The sequence below is a fragment of the Streptomyces sp. CB03238 genome (assembly GCF_002099185.1).
Lineage (GTDB): Bacteria > Actinomycetota > Actinomycetes > Streptomycetales > Streptomycetaceae > Streptomyces.
Window position 1 is genome coordinate 1 of the sequence record NZ_NBCN01000048.1, and the last position, 23,129, is coordinate 23,129.

Annotated in this window: 22 protein-coding genes and 1 pseudogene; 15 read left to right on the forward strand and 8 right to left on the reverse strand. The window is 72.8% G+C overall.

Going from position 1 to position 23,129, the window contains the following annotated elements; translation table 11 throughout:
* Window positions 1–53: 53 nt before the first annotated feature.
* The 4 genes from BKD26_RS38325 to BKD26_RS38340 all read right to left on the reverse strand — a co-directional run bounded on the left by BKD26_RS38325 (window position 54) and on the right by BKD26_RS38340 (window position 4,027).
* On the reverse strand, window positions 54–791 hold the full coding sequence (locus tag BKD26_RS38325) for a cupin (RefSeq protein ID WP_084907825.1): 738 nt from the start codon (window positions 789–791) through the stop codon (window positions 54–56).
* A complete protein-coding gene (locus BKD26_RS38330; protein ID WP_084907830.1) occupies window positions 785–1,735 on the reverse strand; it encodes a PmoA family protein in 951 nt (316 codons plus the stop codon). The genes BKD26_RS38325 and BKD26_RS38330 overlap by 7 nt, the downstream gene beginning before the upstream one ends.
* Window positions 1,732–2,919, reverse strand: a complete 1,188-nt coding sequence (locus BKD26_RS38335; RefSeq protein WP_107418142.1) for a Gfo/Idh/MocA family oxidoreductase — start codon at window positions 2,917–2,919, stop codon at window positions 1,732–1,734. The genes BKD26_RS38330 and BKD26_RS38335 overlap by 4 nt, the downstream gene beginning before the upstream one ends.
* A 136-nt stretch (window positions 2,920–3,055) precedes the next feature.
* Window positions 3,056–4,027 carry an acetylxylan esterase gene (locus BKD26_RS38340; protein WP_084907834.1) on the reverse strand — a complete coding sequence of 324 codons (972 nt, stop codon included), beginning with the start codon at window positions 4,025–4,027 and terminating at the stop codon, window positions 3,056–3,058.
* A gap of 179 nt (window positions 4,028–4,206) precedes the next feature.
* Here BKD26_RS38340 and BKD26_RS38345 point away from each other — a divergent pair, with 179 nt between their 5' ends.
* Together BKD26_RS38345 and BKD26_RS38350 are read left to right on the forward strand one after the other, a co-directional pair.
* Window positions 4,207–5,304 carry a glycoside hydrolase family 5 protein gene (locus tag BKD26_RS38345; RefSeq protein WP_084907836.1) on the forward strand — a complete coding sequence of 366 codons (1,098 nt, stop codon included), beginning with the start codon at window positions 4,207–4,209 and terminating at the stop codon, window positions 5,302–5,304.
* 130 nt (window positions 5,305–5,434) lie between these two features.
* Window positions 5,435–6,178: a PIG-L deacetylase family protein gene (locus BKD26_RS38350; protein WP_084907838.1), complete on the forward strand. Its 744-nt coding sequence runs from the start codon at window positions 5,435–5,437 to the stop codon at window positions 6,176–6,178.
* On the opposite strand, the gene BKD26_RS38355 is transcribed toward BKD26_RS38350, so the two are convergent.
* Window positions 6,168–7,565: a histidinol-phosphate transaminase gene (locus BKD26_RS38355; RefSeq protein WP_084907840.1), complete on the reverse strand. Its 1,398-nt coding sequence runs from the start codon at window positions 7,563–7,565 to the stop codon at window positions 6,168–6,170. The two genes, BKD26_RS38350 and BKD26_RS38355, sit on opposite strands and share 11 nt — an antisense overlap.
* 194 nt (window positions 7,566–7,759) lie before the next feature.
* On the opposite strand from BKD26_RS38355, the gene BKD26_RS38360 reads away from it, so the two are divergent.
* From BKD26_RS38360 to BKD26_RS38410, 11 genes and pseudogenes are all read left to right on the forward strand, one after another.
* Window positions 7,760–8,737: an NADPH:quinone oxidoreductase family protein gene (locus BKD26_RS38360; protein ID WP_084907842.1), complete on the forward strand. Its 978-nt coding sequence runs from the start codon at window positions 7,760–7,762 to the stop codon at window positions 8,735–8,737.
* Window positions 8,734–9,915: an acyl-CoA dehydrogenase family protein gene (locus BKD26_RS38365; RefSeq protein WP_084907844.1), complete on the forward strand. Its 1,182-nt coding sequence runs from the start codon at window positions 8,734–8,736 to the stop codon at window positions 9,913–9,915. Before BKD26_RS38360 ends, BKD26_RS38365 begins: the two co-directional genes overlap by 4 nt.
* Window positions 9,912–10,970 carry an acyl-CoA dehydrogenase family protein gene (locus tag BKD26_RS38370; protein ID WP_107418143.1) on the forward strand — a complete coding sequence of 353 codons (1,059 nt, stop codon included), beginning with the start codon at window positions 9,912–9,914 and terminating at the stop codon, window positions 10,968–10,970. The genes BKD26_RS38365 and BKD26_RS38370 overlap by 4 nt, the downstream gene beginning before the upstream one ends.
* A 105-nt stretch (window positions 10,971–11,075) precedes the next feature.
* Window positions 11,076–12,680 carry an ABC transporter substrate-binding protein gene (locus tag BKD26_RS38375; protein ID WP_084907848.1) on the forward strand — a complete coding sequence of 535 codons (1,605 nt, stop codon included), beginning with the start codon at window positions 11,076–11,078 and terminating at the stop codon, window positions 12,678–12,680.
* A gap of 23 nt (window positions 12,681–12,703) precedes the next feature.
* Window positions 12,704–13,669: an ABC transporter permease gene (locus BKD26_RS38380; protein WP_179166872.1), complete on the forward strand. Its 966-nt coding sequence runs from the start codon at window positions 12,704–12,706 to the stop codon at window positions 13,667–13,669.
* Window positions 13,662–14,561 carry an ABC transporter permease gene (locus tag BKD26_RS38385; RefSeq protein ID WP_084907854.1) on the forward strand — a complete coding sequence of 300 codons (900 nt, stop codon included), beginning with the start codon at window positions 13,662–13,664 and terminating at the stop codon, window positions 14,559–14,561. The genes BKD26_RS38380 and BKD26_RS38385 overlap by 8 nt, the downstream gene beginning before the upstream one ends.
* Before the next feature lie 41 nt (window positions 14,562–14,602).
* Window positions 14,603–15,502: an ABC transporter ATP-binding protein gene (locus BKD26_RS38390; protein ID WP_084907866.1), complete on the forward strand. Its 900-nt coding sequence runs from the start codon at window positions 14,603–14,605 to the stop codon at window positions 15,500–15,502.
* Entirely contained in the window at window positions 15,495–16,160 is a 666-nt protein-coding gene (locus BKD26_RS38395) for an ATP-binding cassette domain-containing protein (protein WP_084907856.1), read from the forward strand. Before BKD26_RS38390 ends, BKD26_RS38395 begins: the two co-directional genes overlap by 8 nt.
* Before the next feature lie 29 nt (window positions 16,161–16,189).
* A complete protein-coding gene (locus BKD26_RS38400; protein WP_084907858.1) occupies window positions 16,190–17,056 on the forward strand; it encodes an ANTAR domain-containing protein in 867 nt (288 codons plus the stop codon).
* Between the two features lie 213 nt (window positions 17,057–17,269).
* Window positions 17,270–18,209, forward strand: a pseudogene (locus tag BKD26_RS38405) (phosphatidylinositol-specific phospholipase C/glycerophosphodiester phosphodiesterase family protein).
* Between the two features lie 125 nt (window positions 18,210–18,334).
* Window positions 18,335–18,529: a hypothetical protein gene (locus BKD26_RS38410; RefSeq protein ID WP_064067989.1), complete on the forward strand. Its 195-nt coding sequence runs from the start codon at window positions 18,335–18,337 to the stop codon at window positions 18,527–18,529.
* Window positions 18,530–18,531: 2 nt separating this feature from the next.
* On the opposite strand, the gene BKD26_RS38415 is transcribed toward BKD26_RS38410, so the two are convergent.
* The 3 genes from BKD26_RS38415 to BKD26_RS38425 all read right to left on the reverse strand — a co-directional run bounded on the left by BKD26_RS38415 (window position 18,532) and on the right by BKD26_RS38425 (window position 21,099).
* Entirely contained in the window at window positions 18,532–19,746 is a 1,215-nt protein-coding gene (locus BKD26_RS38415; protein WP_084907870.1) for a phosphodiester glycosidase family protein, read from the reverse strand.
* Between the two features lie 92 nt (window positions 19,747–19,838).
* Window positions 19,839–20,204 (reverse strand): DUF779 domain-containing protein, encoded by a 366-nt coding sequence (locus BKD26_RS38420; protein WP_084907872.1) that lies wholly within the window; start codon window positions 20,202–20,204, stop codon window positions 19,839–19,841.
* 76 nt (window positions 20,205–20,280) lie between these two features.
* Entirely contained in the window at window positions 20,281–21,099 is an 819-nt protein-coding gene (locus BKD26_RS38425) for an AAC(3) family N-acetyltransferase (protein ID WP_241519049.1), read from the reverse strand.
* A 189-nt stretch (window positions 21,100–21,288) separates the two neighbouring features.
* Between BKD26_RS38425 and BKD26_RS38430 the strand changes: the two genes are divergently transcribed.
* Together BKD26_RS38430 and lysA are read left to right on the forward strand one after the other, a co-directional pair.
* Window positions 21,289–21,675 carry an SAV_915 family protein gene (locus tag BKD26_RS38430; RefSeq protein ID WP_084907862.1) on the forward strand — a complete coding sequence of 129 codons (387 nt, stop codon included), beginning with the start codon at window positions 21,289–21,291 and terminating at the stop codon, window positions 21,673–21,675.
* 11 nt (window positions 21,676–21,686) lie between these two features.
* A complete protein-coding gene (gene lysA / locus BKD26_RS38435; protein ID WP_084907864.1) occupies window positions 21,687–23,030 on the forward strand; it encodes a diaminopimelate decarboxylase in 1,344 nt (447 codons plus the stop codon).
* The last annotated feature ends 99 nt before the right edge of the window (window positions 23,031–23,129 follow it).

Genomic DNA, 23,129 nt, shown 5'->3' on the forward strand with positions numbered 1-23,129 from the left:
ATCGCGGGCGACCTCACCAAATGGCTGGCCACCCGCGCTACCTAAAACACGGCCTAGGCGCCGGCCTCGTACACGTCGAGCCTCCCGCACATCCCGAACCTCCCGGACGCGTAGGGCAGGTGCGCGTGCACCTCCGCGGCGGCCAGGTAGCCCGTCTCGCCGCGCTCCAGGAGGTCCAGGTGGTGGGCGGTGGCATCCGCCGAGGCCGCCGCGCCCTCCCGCCAGCGCGTCCGCCACTCGGCCGCCCGCGCCCGCACCAGCCGGGCGGCCGCCCGGTGGAACGCGGCCAGGGGCTCCGGATCGCCCGCCTCGGTCGCCGCGCGCAGCACGGCCAACCCCTCCAGCGCCAGGTCGCGCCGGCGGCGGGCCGCCCGCGCGACCTCCGCCTCCGGGCGGTCCACCGGCAGCGCGACCGCCGCGCGGTACGCGTCCGGATCGGCGAGCAGCGGCGGCGGCAGGGTCAGGACCGCGTCGCCCGCCTCGGGCAGGCCCCGGTTCTGCATCAGTACGGTGATCTCCAGCGCACCGTCGTCGTTGACCAGCCGGTGGACGGTGCCCGGTGTGAACCACACCAGCCCGCCGGGCACCAGCGGTGTCTCCCGGAGACCGGAAGCGGTCAGGGTCTGGACGCGGCCACGGCCCCCCGTCACCACATAGCCCTCGGTGCACGTCAGATGGACGTGCGGAGTGCCGCCGCGCAACCCGTCGTCGGCGGGCCAGTCGTACACCCGCAGCCGTGACACGCCGATCCCGCCGGGAAGCCCGCTGTACGTCGCGGAGGGCGTCACCAGGGCAGCTCCTTCAGCCGGGCGGCGATTCGCTCGCGCTCCCAGGCGGCGTCCGCGACCAGGATCCGGTAGCGGCGGGAGAGGGTGTCGCCGGGTGCCAGCACCAGTTCGTCGTGGAAGGCGAAGGAGGGCGCGACGGCCGCCACGGGGTCGTTGCGTACGAACCAGTGCGCCGGGTGTGTCCCCGCGGCGCCGTCGTGGTCGTTCTCCGGAGCGTGCGCGAAGACGAGGGTGGCGTGGCCGTCGACGCCATCGTGCTCACCGGTGTAGGCCAGCCACGGCGACTGGCTGCCCATCAGGCCCGCGCCCTCCGCGCCGTCCGGCCCGAGCACGGTCCCGCCCGCGAAGGCGCGCGGGCCGCGCCAGAACAGGCCCGTGTAGCCGGCCATCTCCCGCCCCTGCGTGGTGGGGCTGCCGAACCGCAGCGGCTCGTCGCGGCGGTTGGTGACCGCCGACGACCAGGTCAGCGCCCAGGAGCCGGACGCGGGGAGGGACGCGGGTCCGGAGCCGGGGTCGACGTCGTGCACCTCGATGCGGCGCAGCTCGTCCGCCCACGGCTCACCGCTGTACGGGTGCCAGGTCAGCCGGTCGGTGAGGGTGACCCGCCCGTCCCGATCCGACACCTCCTCGAAGGACCGGTGGACCATCGAACCCACCCGCTCGGGCAGCGCCCGGTACCCCTCGCCCGGGACGTACGTGTTGCCGCCCCACAGGTTCTGGCCGGAGAGGTGGGAGGCCGTCATCTGAAGGCCCTTGTGCCAGCGGTGGTCGTTGGGCCGGTAGTCGGTGACCGTGTGCCCGGCGAGGGTGCGCAGCGGGTGGATGTACGGCTTGGGCGCCTCCCACGCCGCCTCGGGCCGGTACACGTACCGCAGCAGCTCGACGTCGCCCGCCGACACCGAGACGTGGTCACCGTGGGCGTGGACGACACGCAGCGCGGGGTTCACCGGGCCGCCGCCTGCCGGGGCGTGGGGATGGTGCCGGGCCGGGGCCGTGCCCCGGGCGCCCAGCCGGGCGCGTCACCGTGCAGGGCGGTGTAGTACGGGTCGCCCGGGCCGATCTCGCCGGCCCGCACGGTGGCGCCGGTGAACGCCGACTTGTACAGCGCGGCGATCAGCTCCAGGCTCGTACGGCCGTCGGCGCCGCTGCTGCGGGGACGGCGCCCGGCGCGCAGGTCGGCGAGCAGGCCGCGCAGCTGGGCCAGGTGGGAGCTGGGCTCGTCCGCGCCGAACTCCCGCCACCGGTGGGCCTCTTCGGCGGGGACGCCCGGCGCGGGCGTGATGCGCCAGTCCGCGTTCCGGTAGCCGTACAGATGGGTCAGCTCGACGGTGGCGCGCTCGCAGTCGAGCCGGATCCGGCTCACCTCGTGCGGGCTCAGCACGCTGTTGACGACCGTGGCGAGAGCACCGCTCTCGAACCGGACCAGTGCGGTCGACACGTCCTCCGTCTCGATGTCGTGGACCAGCCGCCCCGCCATGGCGCTGATCTCCGCCCAGGGGCCGAGCAGATCGAGCAACAGGTCCATCTGGTGGATGCCGTGCCCCATGGCGGGGCCGCCACCCTCGCTGTCCCAACGCCCGCGCCAGGGAACGGCGTAATAGGCGGTGTCCCTGTACCACGTCGTCTGGCAGTGCGCCACCAGCACCCGCCCCAGGGCCCCTTCGGCGAGCAGGCCCTGGATGTGCCGCGCGCCCGAGCCGAAACGGTGCTGGAAGACGATCGACGCGTACGGACCTCCGTCCGTCTCCGCGCCCTCCGCCGCCTCGATCGCGTCGAAGTCGGCGAGCGACGGGCACGGCGGCTTCTCGCACCACACCCACGCCCCGGCGCGTAGCGCTGCCACGGTCTGGTCGCGGTGGAACCGGGGCGGGGTGCAGATGGTCACCAGGTCCGGGTGCTGCTCGTCGAGCATCCGGTCGAGGTCGGTGTACGGGTGGGGGATGCCGCCCTCCGCGCAGAACGCGGAGGCCGCGGCGGCGTCGATGTCGACCGCCGCGACGACCTCCAGGGGCTGTTCGGCCGCCAGCGCCGCCAGCGCGGGCAGGTGGCTGCCCCGGGCGATCGCTCCGGTGCCGACGACGGCGACCCGGACGGTTCCGTCGCGCGCTGCACGCCTGGACGTGACACACACCCCCTCGGGAGCGGGGGCGCGGGCCCGGTAGCAAGCGCTTTCTCCCCGTCGCCGACAGAACCTAGGTCCGCACCGGCTCCCGGTCAATAGTCCCGGGCCCCCGCGCCCGCCTCTCCCCGTCCGCCGACCGGAGTCGTCAGGCCGTCAGCTTTCCCGGCAGCCAGCGCAACTGGGCCGCCTGCTGGAAGGTCTCGCCGCCCTCGTGGTCGTTGTACTCGTAGACCTCGATCGCCTTCTCCTCGTGCGCGTACGCGTTGAACGCCGCGAACACCGTCGACGGTGGGCACGTCAGGTCCTCCAGGGCGGTGGAGAACAGCGCCGGCGCGGCCCCGCGCGCCGCGAAGTGGACACCGTCGAAGTACGCCAGCGTCCGCGCGACCTGCTCCGTGCGGCCGCGGTGCGTCCTCAGGTACGTGGCCACCTCCCGGTAGGGGGTACGGTCGGTGAGCGTCGTCGCCCGCGGGAAGTCGCACAGGAACGGTACGTCCGGCGCGATCGCGACCAGGTCGGGCACCAGTCCGCCGACGGCCAGCGTGATCCCGCCGCCCTGGCTGACACCGACGGCCGCCGTGCGCGAGGCGTCGGTCAGCGGGTGCGACCGGGCGGCCTCCACCGCGCGTACGGCGTCGGTGAACAGGCGCCGGTAGTAGTAGCCGTACGGGTCCTCGATGCCCCGGGTCAGGAAGCCCGGGTACGCGGGCCCGCTGCCCACCGGGTCGGGCGTGTCGCCGCCGGTCCCCCCGCTGCCCTGGCCGCGGGCGTCCATCACGAAGTGCGCGAAACCGGCCGACGCCCAGAGCAGATGCGTGTGCGGCAGGCCGCGCCCGCCGCCGTAGCCGAGGAACTCGACGACCACCGGCAGCGGTTCCCCCGTCCCGGCGGGCAGGACGAACCACCCCTTCACGGGGTGGCCGCCGAAGCCGGCGAAGGTCGCGTCGTACACCTCGACCGTCGCGAGTCCCGCGTCCACCCGCTCGAAACGCGCGGCGAGTTCGTGGGACCGGGCCTCGTCGAGAGTCTTGGCCCAGAAGGCGTCGAAGTCCTCGGGCTCATGGGACGAGCTGCGGTACGTACGGAGCTGGTCGAGGGGCAGGTCGAAACGCGACATGCGGCACCACCGTGATCCTTGATCGTCGGGAGCGGGTCGGCACACGCTAACCGCCGCCGCGGCGAGGGGAAAGGGAGCTTGTCATGAACCTTGTAAGTCTCAACTCCGCCCTGCTATCCATTGGTTAGGAAAGTTTCCTTCCAGTCTCGAACTCCCGTCAACGCATCGGAGACCCCCACATGAGACCGGCACGGATCCGGACACGCCCCCTCGGCAGCGCCGGCGCGCTCCTCGCCGCGCTTCTCCTCGCCCTTACGGCCCTCGCCGCCCTCACCACCGGCCCGGCCGCCGGCGCGGATCATGGCACGGTGAACACCTCACCCGCCCCCACAGCCGCGACACCGGTCGCCGTCAACGGCAGGCTCAAGGTCTGCGGCACCAAACTCTGCAACCAGCACGGCGCACCGGTCCAACTGCGCGGCATGTCCACCCACGGCCTGCAGTGGTACCGCCAGTGCGTCACCAGCAGCTCGCTCAACGCCCTGGCCACCGACTGGAACGCGGACGTCCTGCGCATCTCCACGTACATCCAGGAGGGCGGCTACGAGACCGATCCGCGCGGCTACACCGACCTCGTGCACCACATCATCGAGCAGGCCACCTCACGGGGCATGTACGCCATCGTCGACTGGCACATGCTCAGCCCCGGCGACCCCCACCACAACCTGGGTCGCGCCAAGACCTTCTTCTCGGAGATCGCCCGGCGCCACGGCGACAAGAAGAACCTGCTGTACGAGATCGCCAACGAACCCAACGGGGTCGGCTGGTCCCGTATCAGGAGTTACGCCGAGGACCTCATCCCTGTCATCCGCGCCAAGGACCCGCGCAGCCCGATTCTCGTCGGCACGCGCGCGTGGTCGTCGTTCGGCGTCTCGGAGGGCTCCGACGAGACCGAGGTCGTGAACGACCCGGTACGGGCCTCCAACATCATGTACACCTTCCACTTCTACGCCGCCTCGCACCGGGACGAGTACCTGAACACCCTCTCCAGGGCGGCGGACGAGCTGCCCGTCTTCGTCACCGAGTTCGGCACCCAGGACTACGCGGGCGAAGGCGCGAACGACTTCGCCATGGCGCAGCGCTATCTCGACCTCATGGCGCAGAAGAAGATCGGCTGGGTCAACTGGAACTTCTCCGACGACCACCGCTCCGGCGCCGTCTTCACAGCCGGTACCTGCGCGGACAACGGCCCCTGGGCCGGGACCCGATCCCTGAAGCAGGCCGGCGTCTGGATCCGCGACCGGATCAGGTCCGCGGACCACTTCCGCACCGGCTGACCCGTCGTACCCCGACCGGCTCCCGCCCGCACAGGGTCCCCCGTGCGGGCGGGAGCACTCCACCGCCTCTGGACCCGACGAGGCATGGAACGTCACGACCGGTCGATGATCGCGCCCGTATCCTGCGGCCATGACCGATCACGTGAACGACCAGCTCCAGCCGATGCCCGAGGACTGGCAGCGCGCCCTCGCCGTCGTCGCCCACCCCGACGACCTCGAGTACGGCTGTTCCGCCGCCGTCGCCTCCTGGACCGACGGCGGCCGTGAGGTGACCTATGTGCTCGCGACCCGCGGCGAGGCGGGCATCGACACCATCGACCCCGCCACCTGCGGGCCGCTGCGCGAGCGGGAGCAGCGGGCCAGCGCCGCGGTCGTCGGAGTGCCGGAGGTGGAGTTCTTCGACCACAAGGACGGCGTCATCGAGTACGGTCTCGGGCTGCGCCGCGACATCGCGGCCGCGATCCGGCGTCACCGGCCCGAGCTGGTCATCACGCTCAACCACCGTGACACGTGGGGCGGGGTCGCCTGGAACACCCCCGACCACGTCGCCGTCGGACGCGCCACCCTCGACGCGGCCGGCGACGCCGGGAACCGCTGGATCTTCCCCGAGCTCATCGAGCAGGGCCTCGAGCCCTGGAACGGTGTGCGCTGGGTGGCCGTCGCCGGCTCGTCCACGCCGACGCACGCCGTCGACGCGGCGCCCGGCATGGAGCGCGCCATACAGTCACTGCTGGAACACCGTGCCTATATCGAGGGGCTGACGGATCAGGACCCGGAGGAGTACTGCCGTGCCTTCCTCACCGCCAACGCCCAGGCGGCGGCCGCGCGCTTCGGCGGGCGCCCGGCCGTGACGTTCGAGGTGTTCAGCCGCTGACGAGCCGGTCGACCGCCGCCGTGCCGGAGGAGGTGTACCCCCTGGCCATGGCCATGGGCCCGACAACCGGAACGGCGGCGGTCGCGGTGGCGCGTGCAGCGGCCGGCATCTGTGCCGGTGCCGGTGCCGACGCGGGTGCCAGGACCGGCGCCGACGCGGGGACGAGCTGCAGGCCGTGCGGGACACCTGCCACCGGCGCCCCCGCTCCCGCCTGCGCGGCCGCAAGCGGCGGCGCAGGCACGGGAGCAGGGTGGACCGGACCTCCGTACAGCACCTGCTCCAGCGCCGGGACGAGCTGCCGCACCTCCTGCGGCGGGCGCACGACCAGCCGCAGGAACCGGCTGGAGCTGCCCACCTTGTTGCCGCACTCGCGCACCAGGACCCGGTGCTCGGTCAGCAGCCGGTCGCGCAGCGCCGCCCCGTCCACGCCCACCGGCAGCCGTACGTAGACGAAGTTGCCCTGTGAGGGATAGACGGTCAGCCCGGGCAGCATGGAGAGCCGGGCGGTCATCTCCTGCCGGTCCTGCCGGGACCGGCGCAGGCTCTCCTCGTACTCCCCGCGGTGTTCCTTCAGCATGAACACCACTGCCTCCGCGAAGGAGTTGAGGTTCCACTTCGGCAGCATCGACCGGATCCGCCCGGCGAGCGCCGGGTTGGCGACCAGATAGCCGAAACGCACCCCGTGCAGGCCGAAGTTCTTGCCGAGGCTGCGCAGCACGATCACATGGGGCCGGAGAACGGCCTCCTCGACGATGCTCGTTTCGGCGGCGGCGTCGGAGAATTCGAGGAACGACTCGTCCACCACGACCAGGTCCAGGTCCTGGAGGGTGTCGCACAGCGCCAGCACCTGCTCCTTGGTGAGCAGCCCGCCGTCCGGGTTGTTGGGGTTGCAGATGACCGCCGTACGCGAACGCCGGGCGCGGATGAACCGTACGAACGCGTCCGGATCGAGCCGGAATCCGTGGGCCTCCGGCAGCAGCATCATGTCGACGCGCTTGCCCGTCTCCATGGGCTGGTCGGTCCACCGGCCGAAGGTGGGGACGGGCACGGCGAGCGATTCCCGGACGAGCAGGTGGTCGATCCAGGTGATCAGCTCGGTGGAACCATTGCCCATGGCGACGGTCTGCGGATTGAGCCCGAGGGTCTGGCACAGCTCGGCGGTGATGGTCTCCGAACCGCTCGGGTAGTAGGTGAGGATCTCTCTGAGGCGCCCGCCCAGCTGCTCGAACATCGCGGGGGTGGGGAAGTAGGGGTTGCAGGGGATGCAGAAGTCGGTGATCCGCCCGTGCGCCCCGCCCGCGCCTGTGCCGCCCGCCCGGTGGAGCATGGCGATCGACGGGCTGTGTGCGGTGGACGCCCGGAAAAGCGTGGTGACATCGCCGGCCATGGAACTGCCCTCCCTGCCCGAGGCAGGCCCGCACAGGGGGGTGCGAGCCGCCGATCCATACGGATACGGGTGGGACGGTGTTCAACCGGTGAGGCGAGTGCCCCGAGGATGGTTCCCCTCCGGGCAAGCGACCGCTTAGTATGCGGACGAGCGTGACCAGTGCGGTACTGCCCGACTCTTTGTGGAGGCCCTCGATGCAGGCATGGCGAGTACACCGGAACGGCGAGCCGAGCGAGGTGATGCGGCGCGAAGAGGTGGACCGGCCCACGCCCGGTGACGGTCAGGTCCTGCTGAGGGTCCGGGCCGCGAACATCAACTTTCCCGACGCGCTGCTGTGCCGGGGCCACTACCAGGTACGGCCGCCGCTGCCCTTCACCCCGGGCGTGGAGATCTGCGGCGAGACCGAGGACGGCCGGCGGGTGATCGCCACCCCCGCCCTGCCGTACGGGGGTCTCGCCGAGTACGTCGTCGCCGACGAGGCGGTGGTCCTGCCCGCGCCCGACGCGCTCGACGACGCCGAGGCCGCCGCCCTGCACATCGGCTACCAGACCGGCTGGTTCGGCCTGCACCGCAGGGCCGCCCTGAAGGAGGGCGAGACGCTCCTCGTCCACGCCGCCGCGGGGGGCGTCGGCAGCGCCGCCGTACAGCTCGGCAAGGCGGCCGGCGCGCGGGTCGTCGGGGTCGTCGGCGGCTCCGACAAGGCCGCCGTCGCGCGCGAACTCGGCTGCGACGTCGTCATCGACCGGCGTACCGACGACATCGTCGCGGCGGTCAAGGAAGCCACCGGAGGCCGGGGCGCCGACGTCGTCTACGACCCGGTCGGCGGTGACGCGTACGCCAAGTCCGCCAAGTGCGTGGCCTTCGAGGGCCGGATCGTGGTCGTCGGCTTCGCGAGCGGAGACATCCCGGCCCCCGCCCTCAACCACGCCCTGGTCAAGAACTACTCGATCCTCGGCCTGCACTGGGGCCTGTACAACCAGAAGGACCCCGACGCGATCCGCCGCTGCCACGACACCCTCACCCAGTACGCGGCCAAGGGCCTGATCAAGCCGTTGATCAGCGACCGCGTCGCCTTCGAGGACGCGGCGGCCGCCGTGCAGCGCGTCGCCGACGGTACGACCACGGGCCGGCTCGTCGTCCTCCCGGCCGCCACGGAAGGAGTCACGAAGTGACCGACGCCGCCCAACTGCGCTCCCGTACGCAGGAGTTGCTGAAGGCCCACCCGCCCGCCACCACCGACCGCACCGACTTCCTCAAGGCCCGCTTCGACGCCGGTCTCGCCTGGGTGCACTACCCCGTCGGCCTCGGCGGGCTCGACGCCCCCCGCACCCTCCAGGCCGTCGTCGACGCCGAACTGGAAGCCGCCGGAGCCCCCGACAACGACCCGCGCCGCATCGGCATCGGCCTCGGCATGGCGGCCCCGACGATCCTCGCGTACGGCACCGAGGAGCAGAAGCAGCGCTTCCTCCGCCCCCTGTGGGTGGGGGAGGAGGTCTGGTGCCAGCTGTTCAGTGAACCCGGCGCCGGCTCCGACCTCGCCGCGCTCGGCACCCGCGCCGTCCGGGACGGGGACAGCTGGGTGGTCAACGGCCAGAAGGTGTGGACGTCCAGCGCCCATGTGGCCCGCTGGGCGATCCTCATCGCCCGTACCGATCCCGACCTGCCCAAGCACCGGGGCATCACGTACTTCCTGTGCGACATGACCGACCCGGGCGTCGAGGTGCGGCCGCTGCGCCAGATCACCGGCGAGGCCGAGTTCAACGAGGTCTTCCTGACCGACGTGACGATCCCCGACGCGCATCGCCTCGGCGAGGTCGGCGACGGCTGGAAGGTCGCCCAGACCACGCTCAACAACGAGCGCGTCGCCATCGGCGGCGCCCGCATCCCGCGCGAGGGCGGCATGATCGGCCCCGCCTCGCGCACCTGGCGCGAGCGGCCCGAGCTGCGCACCCACGACCTCCACCAGCGTCTGCTCGACCTGTGGGTGGACGCCGAGGTGGCCAGGCTGACCGGCGAACGGCTGCGCCAGCAGCTCGTCGCGGGCCAGCCGGGACCCGAGGGAAGCGGAATGAAGCTCGCCTTCGCCCGCCTCAACCAGGAGATCAGCGGCCTGGAGGTGGAGCTCCTCGGCGAGGAGGGCCTGCTGTACGGGGACTGGACGATGCGCCGCCCCGAACTCGTCGACTTCACCGGCCGTGACGCCGGTTACCGCTACCTCCGCTCCAAGGGCAACTCCATTGAGGGCGGTACGAGCGAAGTGCTGTTGAACATCGTCGCGGAACGCGTCCTCGGGCTGCCCTCCGAGCCGCGCAACGACAAGGACGTCGCATGGAAGGACCTGGCGCGATGACGGACCTGCTGTACTCCGAGGCGGAGGGCGACCTGCGCGCCGCCGTACGCTCCCTCCTGGCCGACCGTGCCGACCCGGCGGACCTGCCCGGCCGTATCGAGGCCGGCAGCCCCTACGACCCCGCCCTGTGGACGGCGCTCGCCGCCGACATGGGTACGGCCGGGCTCCTCGTCCCCGAGAAGCTCGGCGGCCAGGGTGCGTCCCACCGCGAGGCCGCCGTCGTGCTGGAGGAGCTCGGCCGCGCGGTGACGCCGGTCCCGTACCTCACCAGCTCCGTCATCGCGACCGAGACGCTGCTGGCGGCTCGGGCGGGCGACCTGCTCGGCGAGCTCGCCACCGGCCGCAAGGCCGCCGTGCTGGCCGTCCCGCTCTCCGCCGGCACGGACCACGCGCCGGCGACCACCGGGACCGTCACCGGCGTGGCGGACGCCGACCGCGCCGACGTCCTGCTCGTGGTCCGCCCCGACGGGCTGTACGCGGTCGACGCCGCCGAGGCCGGCATCGTGCCGCAGACCCCGCTGGACCTCACCCGCCCCCTCGCCACCGTGACCGCCGACAGTGGCGGCACCCGCCTCGCGGACGCCGCCACCGCGCGCGAGGCGGTGCGCCGAGGGCTGCTCGCCGGGGCCGGGCTGCTCGCCTCCGAGCAGCTGGGCGTGGCCGAGTGGTGCCTGGAGGAGACGGTCCGGCACACCCGCGAGCGCCACCAGTTCAACCGGCCGGTCGGCTCCTTCCAGGCGCTCAAGCACCGCATGGCGCAGCTGTGGCTGGAGGTGGTCAACGCCCGCGCCGCCGCCCGCAACGCCGCCGACGCGCTCGCCACCGGCAGCCCCGAGGCGCCGCTCGCCGTGACCGTCGCCCAGGTGTACTGCTCGCGCGTCGCGGTGCACGCCGCCGAGGAGTGCGTCCAGCTGCACGGCGGTATCGGTATGACCTGGGAGCACCCTGCTCATCTCTATCTGAAGCGGGCGAAAGCGGACCAGATCGCTCTTGGCTCGGTGGGACACCACAAGCAGACCCTCGCCGACCTGGCGGACCTCCCCGCCCCGGCATGACCCGGTAAGGACCGCAAGAGGACCCCACCCCTCTACATGCTGTTTAATTGCGAGTCGTTCGCAACAACAGCTGATCTTCACGAGCTTCACGAGGGGTGTGGAACCATGACCGCCCGATCCATACGCGGCATGGCCGCCGCCACGCTGGCCGGAACCCTGGCCATCACCGCGGCGGCCTGCTCGAACCCGGGCGCCACCGGAGCCGGCTCCGCCGCCGGGGACAGCGCGGTCGTCGGCATCGCGTACGAGCCCGAGTCGCTCAGCCCGCTCCTCGGCTACGGCAAGGACGGCAACTCCAAGATCTTCGACGGGCTGCTCGCCTTCGACGGCGACATGAAGCTGAAGCCCGCCCTCGCGGTCGCACTGCCCGAGGTGAGCGCGGACGGGCTGACGTACACGTACAAGCTCCGCAAGGGCGTGAAGTTCAGCGACGGCACGCCCTTCACGGCCAAGGACGTCGTCTTCACCTACCGCACCATCCTCGACAAGAAGACGAACAACGCCTCCAAGACCGAGCTGGACGCCCTGAAGGACGTCAAGGCCGTCGGCGACGACACCGTCGTCTTCACCCTCAGGTACCCCTACGCCCCCTTCGCCGAGCGCACCGTCCTCGGCATCGCCCCCGAGCACATCGCGGCGAAGCAGGACGTCAACTCCGGCCCCTTCACCACCAGGCCCATAGGCACCGGCCCGTACGTCCTCACCGACTGGTCCAAGGGCGAGAAGATCAGCTTCAAGGCCAACCCGGACTACTGGGGCGGCGCGCCCAAGGTGAAGAAGTTCACCATGGCGATCATCAAGGACGACGACGTCCGCGCCACCCGCCTCCGCTCCGGCGACCTCGACGGCGCGATCCTGCCCCCGAACCTCGCCAAGGGCTTCAAGGGCGACAGCGCGAAGAAGACGTACGAGGCGACCACCTACGACTACCGCCTGGTGACCCTGCCCACCCACAACGAGGTCACCGGCGACACCGCGATCCGCCGCGCCCTCGACGTCGCCGTCGACCGCCGGGCCATGGTCGACAAGATCCTGGAAGGCGCCGGAAAGCCCGCCTATGGTCCGGTCCCCACCGACAGCGGGTGGTTCACCCAGGGCACCGAGCGCCCCCACGACCTGGCCAAGGCCGAGAAGATCCTCGACGACGCCGGCTGGAAGCCCGGCCCCGACGGCATCCGCGTCAAGGACGGCGTCCGCGCGACCTTCCCCCTCTGGTACCTCTCCGGCGACAAGCTCCGCCAGGACCACGCCCTCGCCTACGCCTCCGACGCCAAGAAGGCAGGCATCGACATCACGACGCAGGCCGGTACGTGGGAGGTCATCGAGCCGCGCATGAAGCACGACGCCGTCCTCGCGGGCGGCGGCTCGCCCGGCGACCCCGACTTCGACCAGTACCTGCTGCTCACGTCCTCCCTCGGCGGCGACGGCTTCAACAACATGGCCTGGTACGACAACCCCGTCGTCGACAGGGCCCTCGACGACGGCCGCAAGACCAACGACAAGGCGGCCCGCAAGGCCGCCTACGACACGGTCCAGCGCGAACTGGTGAAGAACCCCGGCTACACCTTCCTCACCCACATCGACCACCTGTACGTGGTGAACGACTCCTGGGACGGGCTCTCCACCCAGGTCGAGCCGCACGACCACGGCCTCGCCGCCGGCCCCTGGTGGAACGTCGAGAACTGGATCCCCAAGGGTGTAAAGAAGTGACGCGCCGCCTCCCCTGGGGGGCGATGGCCCGGATGGCGGGACGGCGGGCCCTGTTCGCCGTCCCCGTCCTCCTGGTGGTGACGTTCGCCGTCTTCGCCGTCGCCGCGGCCTCCCCGTTCGACCCCGTCAAGGCGTACGCCGGCACGGCCGGGCTCACCGCCTCGCAGGAGAACCTCGACCAGCTGCGCGCCAACCTGGGCGCCGACCAGCCGCTCGTCCCGCGCTGGTGGCACTGGCTCACGGACGCCCTCACCGGCGACCTCGGCGACTCCAGCGTCATGCGCCAGCCCGTCGCCGACGTCATCGGCGAACGCATCGGCTGGTCGGTGCTGCTCGCCGCCACCGCCTTCGCCGTCGCCATCCTGCTCGGTACGGCCCTGGGCGTCCTGGCCGCCCGCCGGCAGGGCGGCTGGCTCGACCGGTGCGTCAGCTCGGCCGCGTACACCCTGGAAGCCGCCCCGGCCTTCTGGCTCGGGCTGCTCGCCATCTGGTTCTTCGCCCTGGAGCTGGGCGTGCTGCCGGCCGGCGGGCTCACCGACACGGCCAGCGAGACCGTCACCTTCGGACAGGTCGCCTCGCACCTGGTCCTGCCCGCGCTGGTCCTGGGCGTCTCCCAACTGCCGTGGTTCTTCCTGTACGTGCGCCAAGGCGTCGCCGACGCGCTCGACGAGGACCCCGTGCGGGGTGCACGCGCGCGTGGCCTGAGCGAACGCACCGTGCTCCTCGGACACGCCTTGCGCTCCGGCATGCTGCCGATGCTCACCCTCGTCGGCTCGCGCGTGCCCGAACTCATCACAGGTGCCTTGCTTGTTGAGTCGGTTTTCAGCTGGCCCGGTATCGCGGCGGCCACCGTGCAGGCCGCCACCTCGGTCGACTTCCCGCTGCTCGCCGCGCTGACCATGCTCGCCACGGCGGCGGTGCTGCTCGGCAACCTCCTCTCCGACCTGCTGTACGGACTCGCCGACCCGAGGGTGGGATTCGATGGCTGACACCACCTTTTCCGGGGGTTCCCCCCGGACCCCCGGCGCATGGACGTCCCACGGACGCACCCGCCGCTCCACCCGCACCGTCCGGGTCTCGGTCTCGGCCGTGATCGTCGTGGCGGTCGTCCTCGCCGTGCTCCTCGTACCGCCACTGGTCCAGCTCGACCAGCAGGCCGTCGACCTGTCGCTCAAGCTCCAGCCGCCCTCCTGGGCACACCCCTTCGGCACCGACGACGTCGGCCGCGACCTGCTGCTGCGCTGCGTCTACGGCCTGCGCGTCTCTCTGCTCGTCGGGCTGGTCGCGGCGCTCGTCGCCACGATCATCGGTACGGCGGTGGGCGCGGCGGCCGCGGCCTTCGGCGGCTGGACCGACCGGCTCGTCATGCGGCTCGTCGACACCTTCTCGTCCGTACCGCACCTGCTGCTCGGCATCTTCATCGTGGCGATGTTCCGCCCGGGCGTATGGCCGGTCATCGTGTCCGTCGCGCTCACGCACTGGCTGTCCACCGCCCGGATCGTCCGCTCCGAGGTGCTGTCGCTGCGCTCCCGCCCGTACATCGACGCGGCCATCTCGGGCGGCGCGTCCCGGTGGCGCGTGACCGTCCGCCACCTGCTGCCGGCGGTGTTGCCGCAAGCCGGCCTCGCGGCCGTGCTCATGGTGCCGCACGCCATGTGGCACGAGTCCGCGCTGTCCTTCCTGGGCCTGGGCCTGCCCGCCCACCAGGCGAGCCTCGGCAACCTGGTGCAGACGGCGCGCGGTTCGCTGCTCGCCGGGGACTGGTGGCCGACGCTCTTCCCCGGCCTGTTCCTGATCATCCCGACACTCGCCATCGCGGGCCTGGCCGGCGCCTGGCGGGAACGGATCAACCCCCGCCGCCGATCGGAGCTGATGCTGTGAGCCCCGTTCTCTCCGTACGCGACCTCTCCGTACGCTTCCGGATGCGCGGCGGCCGCCACATCGCCGCCGTCACCGGCGCGAGCTTCGACCTCGCGGCGGGGGAGTGCCTCGCCCTCGTGGGCGAGAGCGGCTGCGGCAAATCGGTCCTCGCCTCCGCGCTGCTCGGCCTCCTGCCCGGCAACGCCCAGACCGCCGGCACGGCCGTGATCGACGGCCTGGATCTCCTGGCCGCCGACGAGCGCACGCTCGCCCGTACGGTACGAGGACGGCGCGTCGGACTGGTCCCGCAGTCCCCGGCCGCCCACCTCACCCCTGTACGGACCGTGCGCGCGCAAGCGGAGGAGACGCTGCGCGAGCTGGCCGGCACGCCCCGGGCGGAGCTGCGCGACGCGGCGGTGGCCGCCGCCGAACGGGCCGCCTTCCCGTCCGGTCTGCTCGACCACTACCCGCACGAGCTGTCCGGCGGCCAGGCCCAGCGCGCCGCCACCGCCCTCGCCCTCATCGGCGACGCCCCGCTGCTGCTCGCCGACGAGCCGACCACCGGCCTCGACCGCGCCCTCGTCGACCGCACGGCCGACGAACTGCGCCGCCACGCCGACGACGGCCGCGCCCTGCTGATGATCACCCACGACCTGGCGGCCGCCGAGCGCATCGCCGACCGCGTCGCCGTCATGTACGCGGGCCGGATCGTCGAACTGGCCGACGCCGACCGCTTCTTCGGCGACCCGGGCCCCCGCCACCCCTACGCCCGCGGCCTGCTCGCCGCCCTCCCGGAACGCGACTTCACCCCCATCCCGGGCATGCCCCCGGAGCTGGGCGACCTGCCGGACGGCTGCGCCTTCGCCGCGCGCTGCGACCGGGCGAGCGACGCCTGCCGGGCGGTGCCGCGCTTCGAGGGCGGCCTCGCCTGCCACCACAGCCAGGAGACGGTCCGTGCTTGAACTCGACGCCATCACCGCCGGATACGACCCGCGCAGCCCCGTCTTCCGCGCCGCGTCCCTGACCGTCGAGCCCGGCGAGGCCGTCGGCCTGCTCGGCCCCAGCGGCTGCGGCAAGTCCACCCTCGCGCGGGTCGCCGCCCTGCTGCACCGGCCGGACGCCGGCCGCGTCGTGGTGGACGGCGAGGAGGTACGCGGCTGGCGCCACCGCGCCCCCCGGCACCTGCGCACCGCGATCGGCGTCGTCTTCCAGCAGCCCCGCATGTCCGCCGACCCGCGGCTGCGGCTGCGCGACCTGATCGCCGAGCCGCTGCGGGCGACCGGCCGCCGCCAGGAGGCGGACGACCGGGTGGCCGAACTGGCCGGGGCGGTCGGCCTCACCCACGACCTTCTCGGCCGCCGCCCGCACGAGGTCAGCGACGGCCAGCTCCAGCGCGCCTGCCTCGCCCGCGCCCTCGTGCTGCGCCCGCGCTGGCTGGTCTGCGACGAGATGACCGCGATGCTCGACGCCTCCACGACCGCCGCCCTGGTCGCCGTGGTCGAGACGTACCGCCGCGACCACGGCGCGGGCCTCCTCGCCGTCGGCCACGACCGGGTCCTGCTGGAGCGCTGGTGCGATCGAACGAGTGAATGGTCCGACTGCACGTCCGAACGAGTGTGACCTGCGGGGATGCGGGCAGGCGCCACCGTATGACCGAGACGTTCAAGGGCGGTGCGTGGGAAACCGACGACGCACGGGACGACCTGGCGCACCTGCGTGACCAGGTACGCCACCTCAGGGCCCAGGCCCGTAACCGTCCTCTCATCGCGGAGGCACAGGGCATCCTGCGGGAGCGTTACCGCCTGGCGGACGCCGAAGCCGCCTTCGCCCTGATGCAGCACGCCTCACAACGCTGCAACGTGAGGCTGCGCACCCTCGCCGGCGCCGTCGTCCGCCTTGAGCGGCCCGACGACCGGGCGGACCAGTGGTTCCCGGGCCGGGTGAGGCACCCGGCCCCCGCCCTGGACTCGCTGGCCATCGACGACGCCTCACGCGCGCACCGGGGCGCCGTGCTCGGTGCGGTCCTGTCGCAGACGCTGGCGGTCACCTCCACGCACATGGGCAACGTGCAGATCGGGGACCACGCGGCGGGCGGGCTGTGGCTGGAGAAGCACGCGGGGCTCAGCGAGGACTTCGTGGACTTCTTCGACTTCGTCGGCGATGAGGGCACGGCCTGCGCCCAGGCGGCCAAGGACATGGAACAGGTCACCGTGCACGACGTCGCCACGGACCCGGTGTTCACCGAGGACGCCCGGCGGGCGATCCTGGAGGCGGGCAGCCGCTCCGCCCACAGCGTGCCGCTGATCAGCGGCGGGCGTTGCGTCGGGATGGTCTCCGCCCATTTCGAGCGGCCCATCCAGGACCTCCACGCCGCGCAGCTCAGGGCCCTGGAGCACACGGGCCGCGAGGTCGGCCGCTGGCTGGCCTGGTACGACCGTACGGTCGTCCTCGACGCGCTCGAACACCTGCACGCGGCTGCCCGCCACCCGGACATGACGCGGGCCCGCCGCCGCTGAGCCCGTGCCGGCCGCGGCGCCGGGCCGCTGTGGGCGGTGGCGGCCGTGAACGCCACACCGGCGAACAGGCCGCACGATCGGTGCCCGCGAGGCGAACCAGGGGGGATGCGCCGGCCACGTACCAGCCAACTCTGCGTGCGGGCCGAGCGGTTGGAGGGGCGGGGCCGCATACTCGGTCCCGTCCCTCCGTCCCCTCGTGCTCCGGAGGCCTCCATGGCGCCGCTGTCCCGCCGTTCCGCCGTCGTCACCCTCGCCACCGCGGCCACCACCCTCACGCTGCCCGCCCAGCGGGCGGCCGCGCATCCGGCGCGCGTGCACCCCACACCCGCGCACCCCACGCCCGTGCGCCCCACGCCCGCGCATCCCGATCCCGTACACCCCACGCCCGCGCACCCCGCTCCCGTATGCCCCCCGCCGCGCCCACGCGCACAACGACTACCTGCACCGGCGGCCCCTGCACGACGCCCTGTCGCACGGCTTCACCAGCCTGGAGGTCGACATATTCCTCGTCGGCGGTGAACTCCTCGTCGCCCACGAGCCCGCACAGCTCGACCCCGCCCGTACCCTGCGCTCCCTGTACCTCGACCCACTGGCGGCCCGCGTGAAGGCCCACCACGGCACGGTGTACGCCGGTCACCGCCGGCCCGTGCAACTGCTCATCGACATCAAGGCCGACGGGGCGGCCGCGTACCGCGAACTCCACCGCCAACTGGCCCGTTACCGCTGGATGCTGCGCACCTGCGTCGTCGGCAAGGTCCGGCTCGGCGCCGTCACGCCCGTGATCTCCGGGGATCGCGCGGCCCGGGCGCCCATGGAGGCGCAAGCCGTCCGGTACGCCTTCTACGACGGCCGCCTCGACGACCTGGGCACCGCCGCCCCGGCCTCCCTCATGCCGCTGGTCAGCTCCAACTGGACCCATGGCTTCCGCTGGCAGGGCGCCGGTCCCTTCCCCGAGACCGAGCGCGCCCGGCTCCGCGCCCTCGTCGCCACGGCGCACCGCGAAGGCCGCCGCGTACGGTTCTGGGCCACGCCCGACGCGCCCGGGCCGGCCCGCGACGCCGTCTGGGCCGAACTGCTCGCCGCCCGCGTCGACCATCTCAACACCGACGACCTCGCCGGTCTCGCCCGCTTCCTCCGGACCCACGACGAGTAACGGGTCACCGCCAGGTAATACCCGTTCGGCCGACACGCCGTACGTCCGGACGGCGCCTCCGCTCCGCCAGACTGGCCGCCGAATGCCGCACACCGGGTGCGGCGACTGGCCGAGGAGGGCGACACATGGCCGTATCCATCTCCGTGGTGCTGCTTCTGCTGATCCTGGCGGTGATCTTCCTGCGCAACGGCGGACTGAAGATCTCCCATGCGCTGGTTTGCGGCCTGCTCGGGTTCTTCCTCGCGAGCACCAGCCTGGCGCCCACCATCTACAACGGCGTCTCCGCCACGGCCGACGTCGTCAGCGGCCTCAAGCCCTAGCCTCAGGGCTTGTTGTTGTCCTCTCCCCGTACGAAGACCCCGATGCCGTTCGGCACGGCACGCTGGACGCCGCCGCTGGGATGGTTCAGCACGCTCACCTTCGCCGCGCCGCCCTCCCGGGCCACCAGCGTGGAGGACCCGCCGCCGTCCAGGTTGACGGCGTCCGACGCGCCCAGGTCCCGCATCGCGTCCGCCACTTCGACGACGGTCAGCCCGCTGCGGAACCCCGGCGACCCGTCGAGCGCGAGCAGCAGCAGCCGCTGCCCGCCGTCCCGGATGCCCGCCGCCGTGCGTACCGCCGGTGTCACCTTGTCCATCCCGCTCAGCGGCTCCCCACCGCGCAGTACCGGATAGCCGCCCACCGCGAAGCGGTACGCGCCCGCCGCGGCGCCCTGCCCGTCCGCGACGAGCCCGTACGTGACCTTCACCTGGTCACCGACGGCCATCTCCCGCAGCTCCCGCGCCCCCGCCTCCCGTCCCACCAGCACCTCGGTGCCCGGCTCGATCGCGCCCCGCCCCGGCGTGTCCGCCACCGCGACGACCTTGCCACCGCGCACCGTCACCTCGTACGTCTCGGTGCTGCACGGCGCGTCCCGCTGTGTGTCCGTGCCACATGTGGCGCGCTTACGTGAGGCGGCGCCCCAGTCCTTGGTGAACACACCCACCGAACCCACCGGCAGCGCGTACTGGTTCAGCCCGCCCAGCGGCAGCTCGCCCTGCGGCGACGACACCGTCCCGTCCAGCGTCAGCTCGCCGATCCGGGCCACCCCGTCCTCGCCCACGCCCAGCACCTGGCGGGTGTTCGTACCGGGCGGCAGGGCGGGCCCGAACCGCTGCCCGTTCGGCACGGCGGCCTTCAGGGCGCGCCCGTCCGCGACGGCGGGGCCGACCGGGGCACCGGTCGCCTCGACACCCGGGTGCTGGCTCTCCGACAGGTGGAAGAAGTCACCGTTGACGCCGCCCACCGCACCCGCGTTGTCGGCGAGCGTGGACAGCGGGGAGCGCGCCGCGACCACCCCCGGATACAGCAGACCCATCGACACGCGCGCGTTGCTCAGGTCCACCGAGAGCAGATGGGCCCGCGCGGTGCCGCGCGAGGACCGGATGTCGAACCACCGGTACTCGACCCCGGCCGTGACCCGCTGCCAGGCGGGTGCCGGAGCGGCGGGCGGAGCACCCGCCAAGGAGGCGCCCAGCAGGGACGCCAGAACGAGCATCAGAAACGCACGGCCGCGCGGCACGGTCACAGTCCCCCCAGGGTCAAGGGCAACTCCCACAGGTCTCGGAAGAGTTGCCCTGCCGGGGCCTCCTACGAACCGGCCAGTCGCGAACGAATGAGGAAACGTACGCCATTCGGGGCCTCCAGGGAGAACCCGCTGCCCCGCCCCTCCACCACGTCCACGATCAGCCGGGTGTGGCTCCACACCTCGTACTGGGCCTTCGACATCCAGAACGCGACCGGCTCCGCCACCCCCTCCACGGTGAGCGACTCCAGCAGCACATCGGCGTCACCCGTTCGGAACTCCCCGGCCGGAAAACACATGGGCGCGCTGCCGTCGCAGCAGCCACCCGACTGGTGGAACATCAGCGGACCATGGGCCGCGCGCAGCTGCCGCACCAGCTCGGCGGCCGCCGGCGTCAGCTCCACGCGCGGGTACTGATTTCTCGTCACCATCCCCCAGGAGAACCACACCGGACGTTGCGACGGGGTTGCGTCGCCGGTCGCATCACCGGTCGCACCACCGGTCACGTCACCCGTCACGTCGCCGGTTGCGCGCCAACCACAGCCGCGCGAAGTCCACCGCATCGGCCATGCCCACGAGCCGGGAGCGCGCCGACCCCACCACACCCGCCCGTACCGAACCACCGCCGTACCGCTCCAGGTCCGCCCCCAGCTCGGCGAAGTCACCGTCGTCCAGCGCGACGTCCTCGTACTCCCACCACCGCCGCACCCCACCGGCCCGCACCACACAGCGGTACGTACGGCGTGGCGGCCGCGCCACCCGGTACTCGCCGAGATGGAACGCGGTACAGCTCGCGAAACCCGCCCCCAGCAACAGGATCTGCGCACGAAGGTCGTACAGCCGTGCGAGCGGCGAGTCCTCGCCGAGATGGCAGTCCGGACGATGGCCGGAGACGACCTTCTCGGCGTGCGGCCCCAGGGCGGCGAACGACGTCTGCGGGTGCGCGCTGCGCGCCGCGCCCGGCTGCCTGCGGACGATCTCGGGCAGCACCCCGATCCCGTCGTCGCACGGCATCGTGTCCGCGTCGTACGGCGGCATCGCCGCGCGCACGGCCGCCCGCTCCACCTCACCGAGCCCGCGCACCCGCTCCCGATGGGCCGGGGAAGTGTCCGAATTGCGTGCCGTGAACGCCGGGACCACCACGGTGCCGTCAGGCCCGAGCGCGCCCCGCACCGCGCGCAGCACCGCCTCGCCGCCGCCCACCACGGCCCCCACCGCCCGTAAGGACGCGTGCACCAGCAGGAACCCGCCCGGCTCGACGCCCAGCTCGGCGAGCTGCACGGTGAGCTGACGCTCCGTATGAAGCCCGGTCCCGGTCAAAGCCACCGGCCCATCGTAGAGGCCTCCACGGGCCGCGTCGGCCCACAGAAACAGCCAACTCCGACCCGCCCCGTCAGGACGGCGTCAACACGCGCCGCCGCCCCGTCAGCATGGCGTCAACGACGCACCACCGACGGCGCCGCCCGGGCATACCGTCGAGGTCCCTCTCCTTTCGAGGACCTTCCAGGAGGACCCATGGCGCAGCTTCCGTGCGGTGACGATCCGGAGCCTTCAGAACCCGCCCCGGCCGGGCCCCTGTACGTTCCCGTCCGGCCGGGGCCCCTGGGGTGTGCGGTACGGCTGTTCCGCACCCCGCCCGGCGGCCGCACCGCCGTCTGCTTCACCACCGAGCACCGGCTCACCACCGCGCTCGGACCGCACCAGGCGTGGATCAGGCTCGCCCACCCCGCACTGCGGACACTCACCGCACCCCTGGGCGTCACCACCGTCACCGTGGACCCCCGGTTCACCGCACCCGCCGCGATCGCCGTGCCCGCCCCCATGCCCCCGCGAACCGGGCTCCTAGAGGCCGGGCTCCCAGAGGCCGGGCTCCCGCGCGCCGGTTGCCTGCCGACCGGCTGAAAGGACCGCCCATGACCACGCTCCACACCCGCGCGGCCACCACGGCGACGCCCGACGAGGACGGCCTTTCCCTCTGGCCCGCCTCGACCGGGCGGCTGCCCGACGGCGACCTGGCGGTGGGCGGCGTTCCGCTCGCCGCGATAGCCGACCGGTTCGACACGCCCGCCTACGTCCTGGACGAGGACGAGGTACGCGCCCGCTGCCGCGCCTACCGGCACGCCTTTCCCGGCGCCGAGGTGTTCTACGCCGCCAAGGCGTTCCTGTCCCGCGCCATGGTGCACTGGGCCGACGACGAGGGCCTCGGCCTCGACGTGTGCTCCGCGGGCGAGCTCGAGCTCGCGGTCACCGCCGGCTTCCCGCCCGAGAACATCGTGCTGCACGGCAACGCCAAATCGCCGCACGACCTGGACACCGCGCTGCGGCTCGGCGTCGGGCGCATCGTCATCGACAGCCCGTCCGAAATCGCCCGCCTGGCCTCCGCCCTGGGCCCCGACGGACGCCAGAAGGTGATGGTCCGGGTGGTGCCCGGCATCAGCGCGGGCGGCCACGACAAGATCCGCACCGGCACCGAGGACCAGAAGTTCGGCCTGTCCATCAGCGACGGGTCGGCCCAGCACGCCATCGCCCGCGTCCTGGACCGGCCGCAGCTCGAACTGACCGGCCTGCACTGCCACCTCGGCTCGCAGATCGACTCGGCCAAGCCGTACGCCACGGCCGTGCGCCGCCTGGTCGGGCTGATGGCGCGCGTCCGCGACTCCCACGGTGTCGTCCTGCCCGAGCTGGACCTGGGCGGTGGCCACGCGGTCGCTTACCGGCCCGGCGAACGGGCCCTCGACATCACCGCACTCGCCCGCACGGTCCTCGCCGCCCTCGCGGACAGCTGCGCCGCCGCCCGCCTGCCCGTACCCCGCCTGCTCATCGAACCCGGACGCGCCATCGTCGGCCCCGCCGGCATCGCGCTCTACCGCGTCCTGACCGTGAAACGCACGGGCGACCAGTTCTTCGTCGCCGTGGACGGCGGCATGAGCGACAACCCCAGGCCCGCCCTGTACGGCGTGCGCTACACCCCCCGCCTCGTCGGCCGGCACCCGACCGCCCCTCCCCGCACGGTCACCGTCGTCGGGCGGCACTGCGAGGCGGGCGACGTCCTGGCGGCCGGCGTCGAGCTGCCCGGCGACATCCACCCCGGCGACCTCCTCGCCGTCCCGGTCGCCGGCGCCTACCACCTGTCCATGGCCTCCGGCTACAACCTCGTCGGCCGCCCACCGGTCGTCGCCGTCGCCGAAGGCCACGCCCGGCTGCTCGTCCGCCGCGAGTCACTGGCCGACTTCCGCACCAGGGACGTCGGCCTGTGAGCCGCCGGACCGGATTGCCGGGACCGGATTGCCGGGACCGGATTGATGCTCCTATTGGTCGTCAAGCGTGGGGAGGTGCTCGCAGGAGCGAGGTACCTT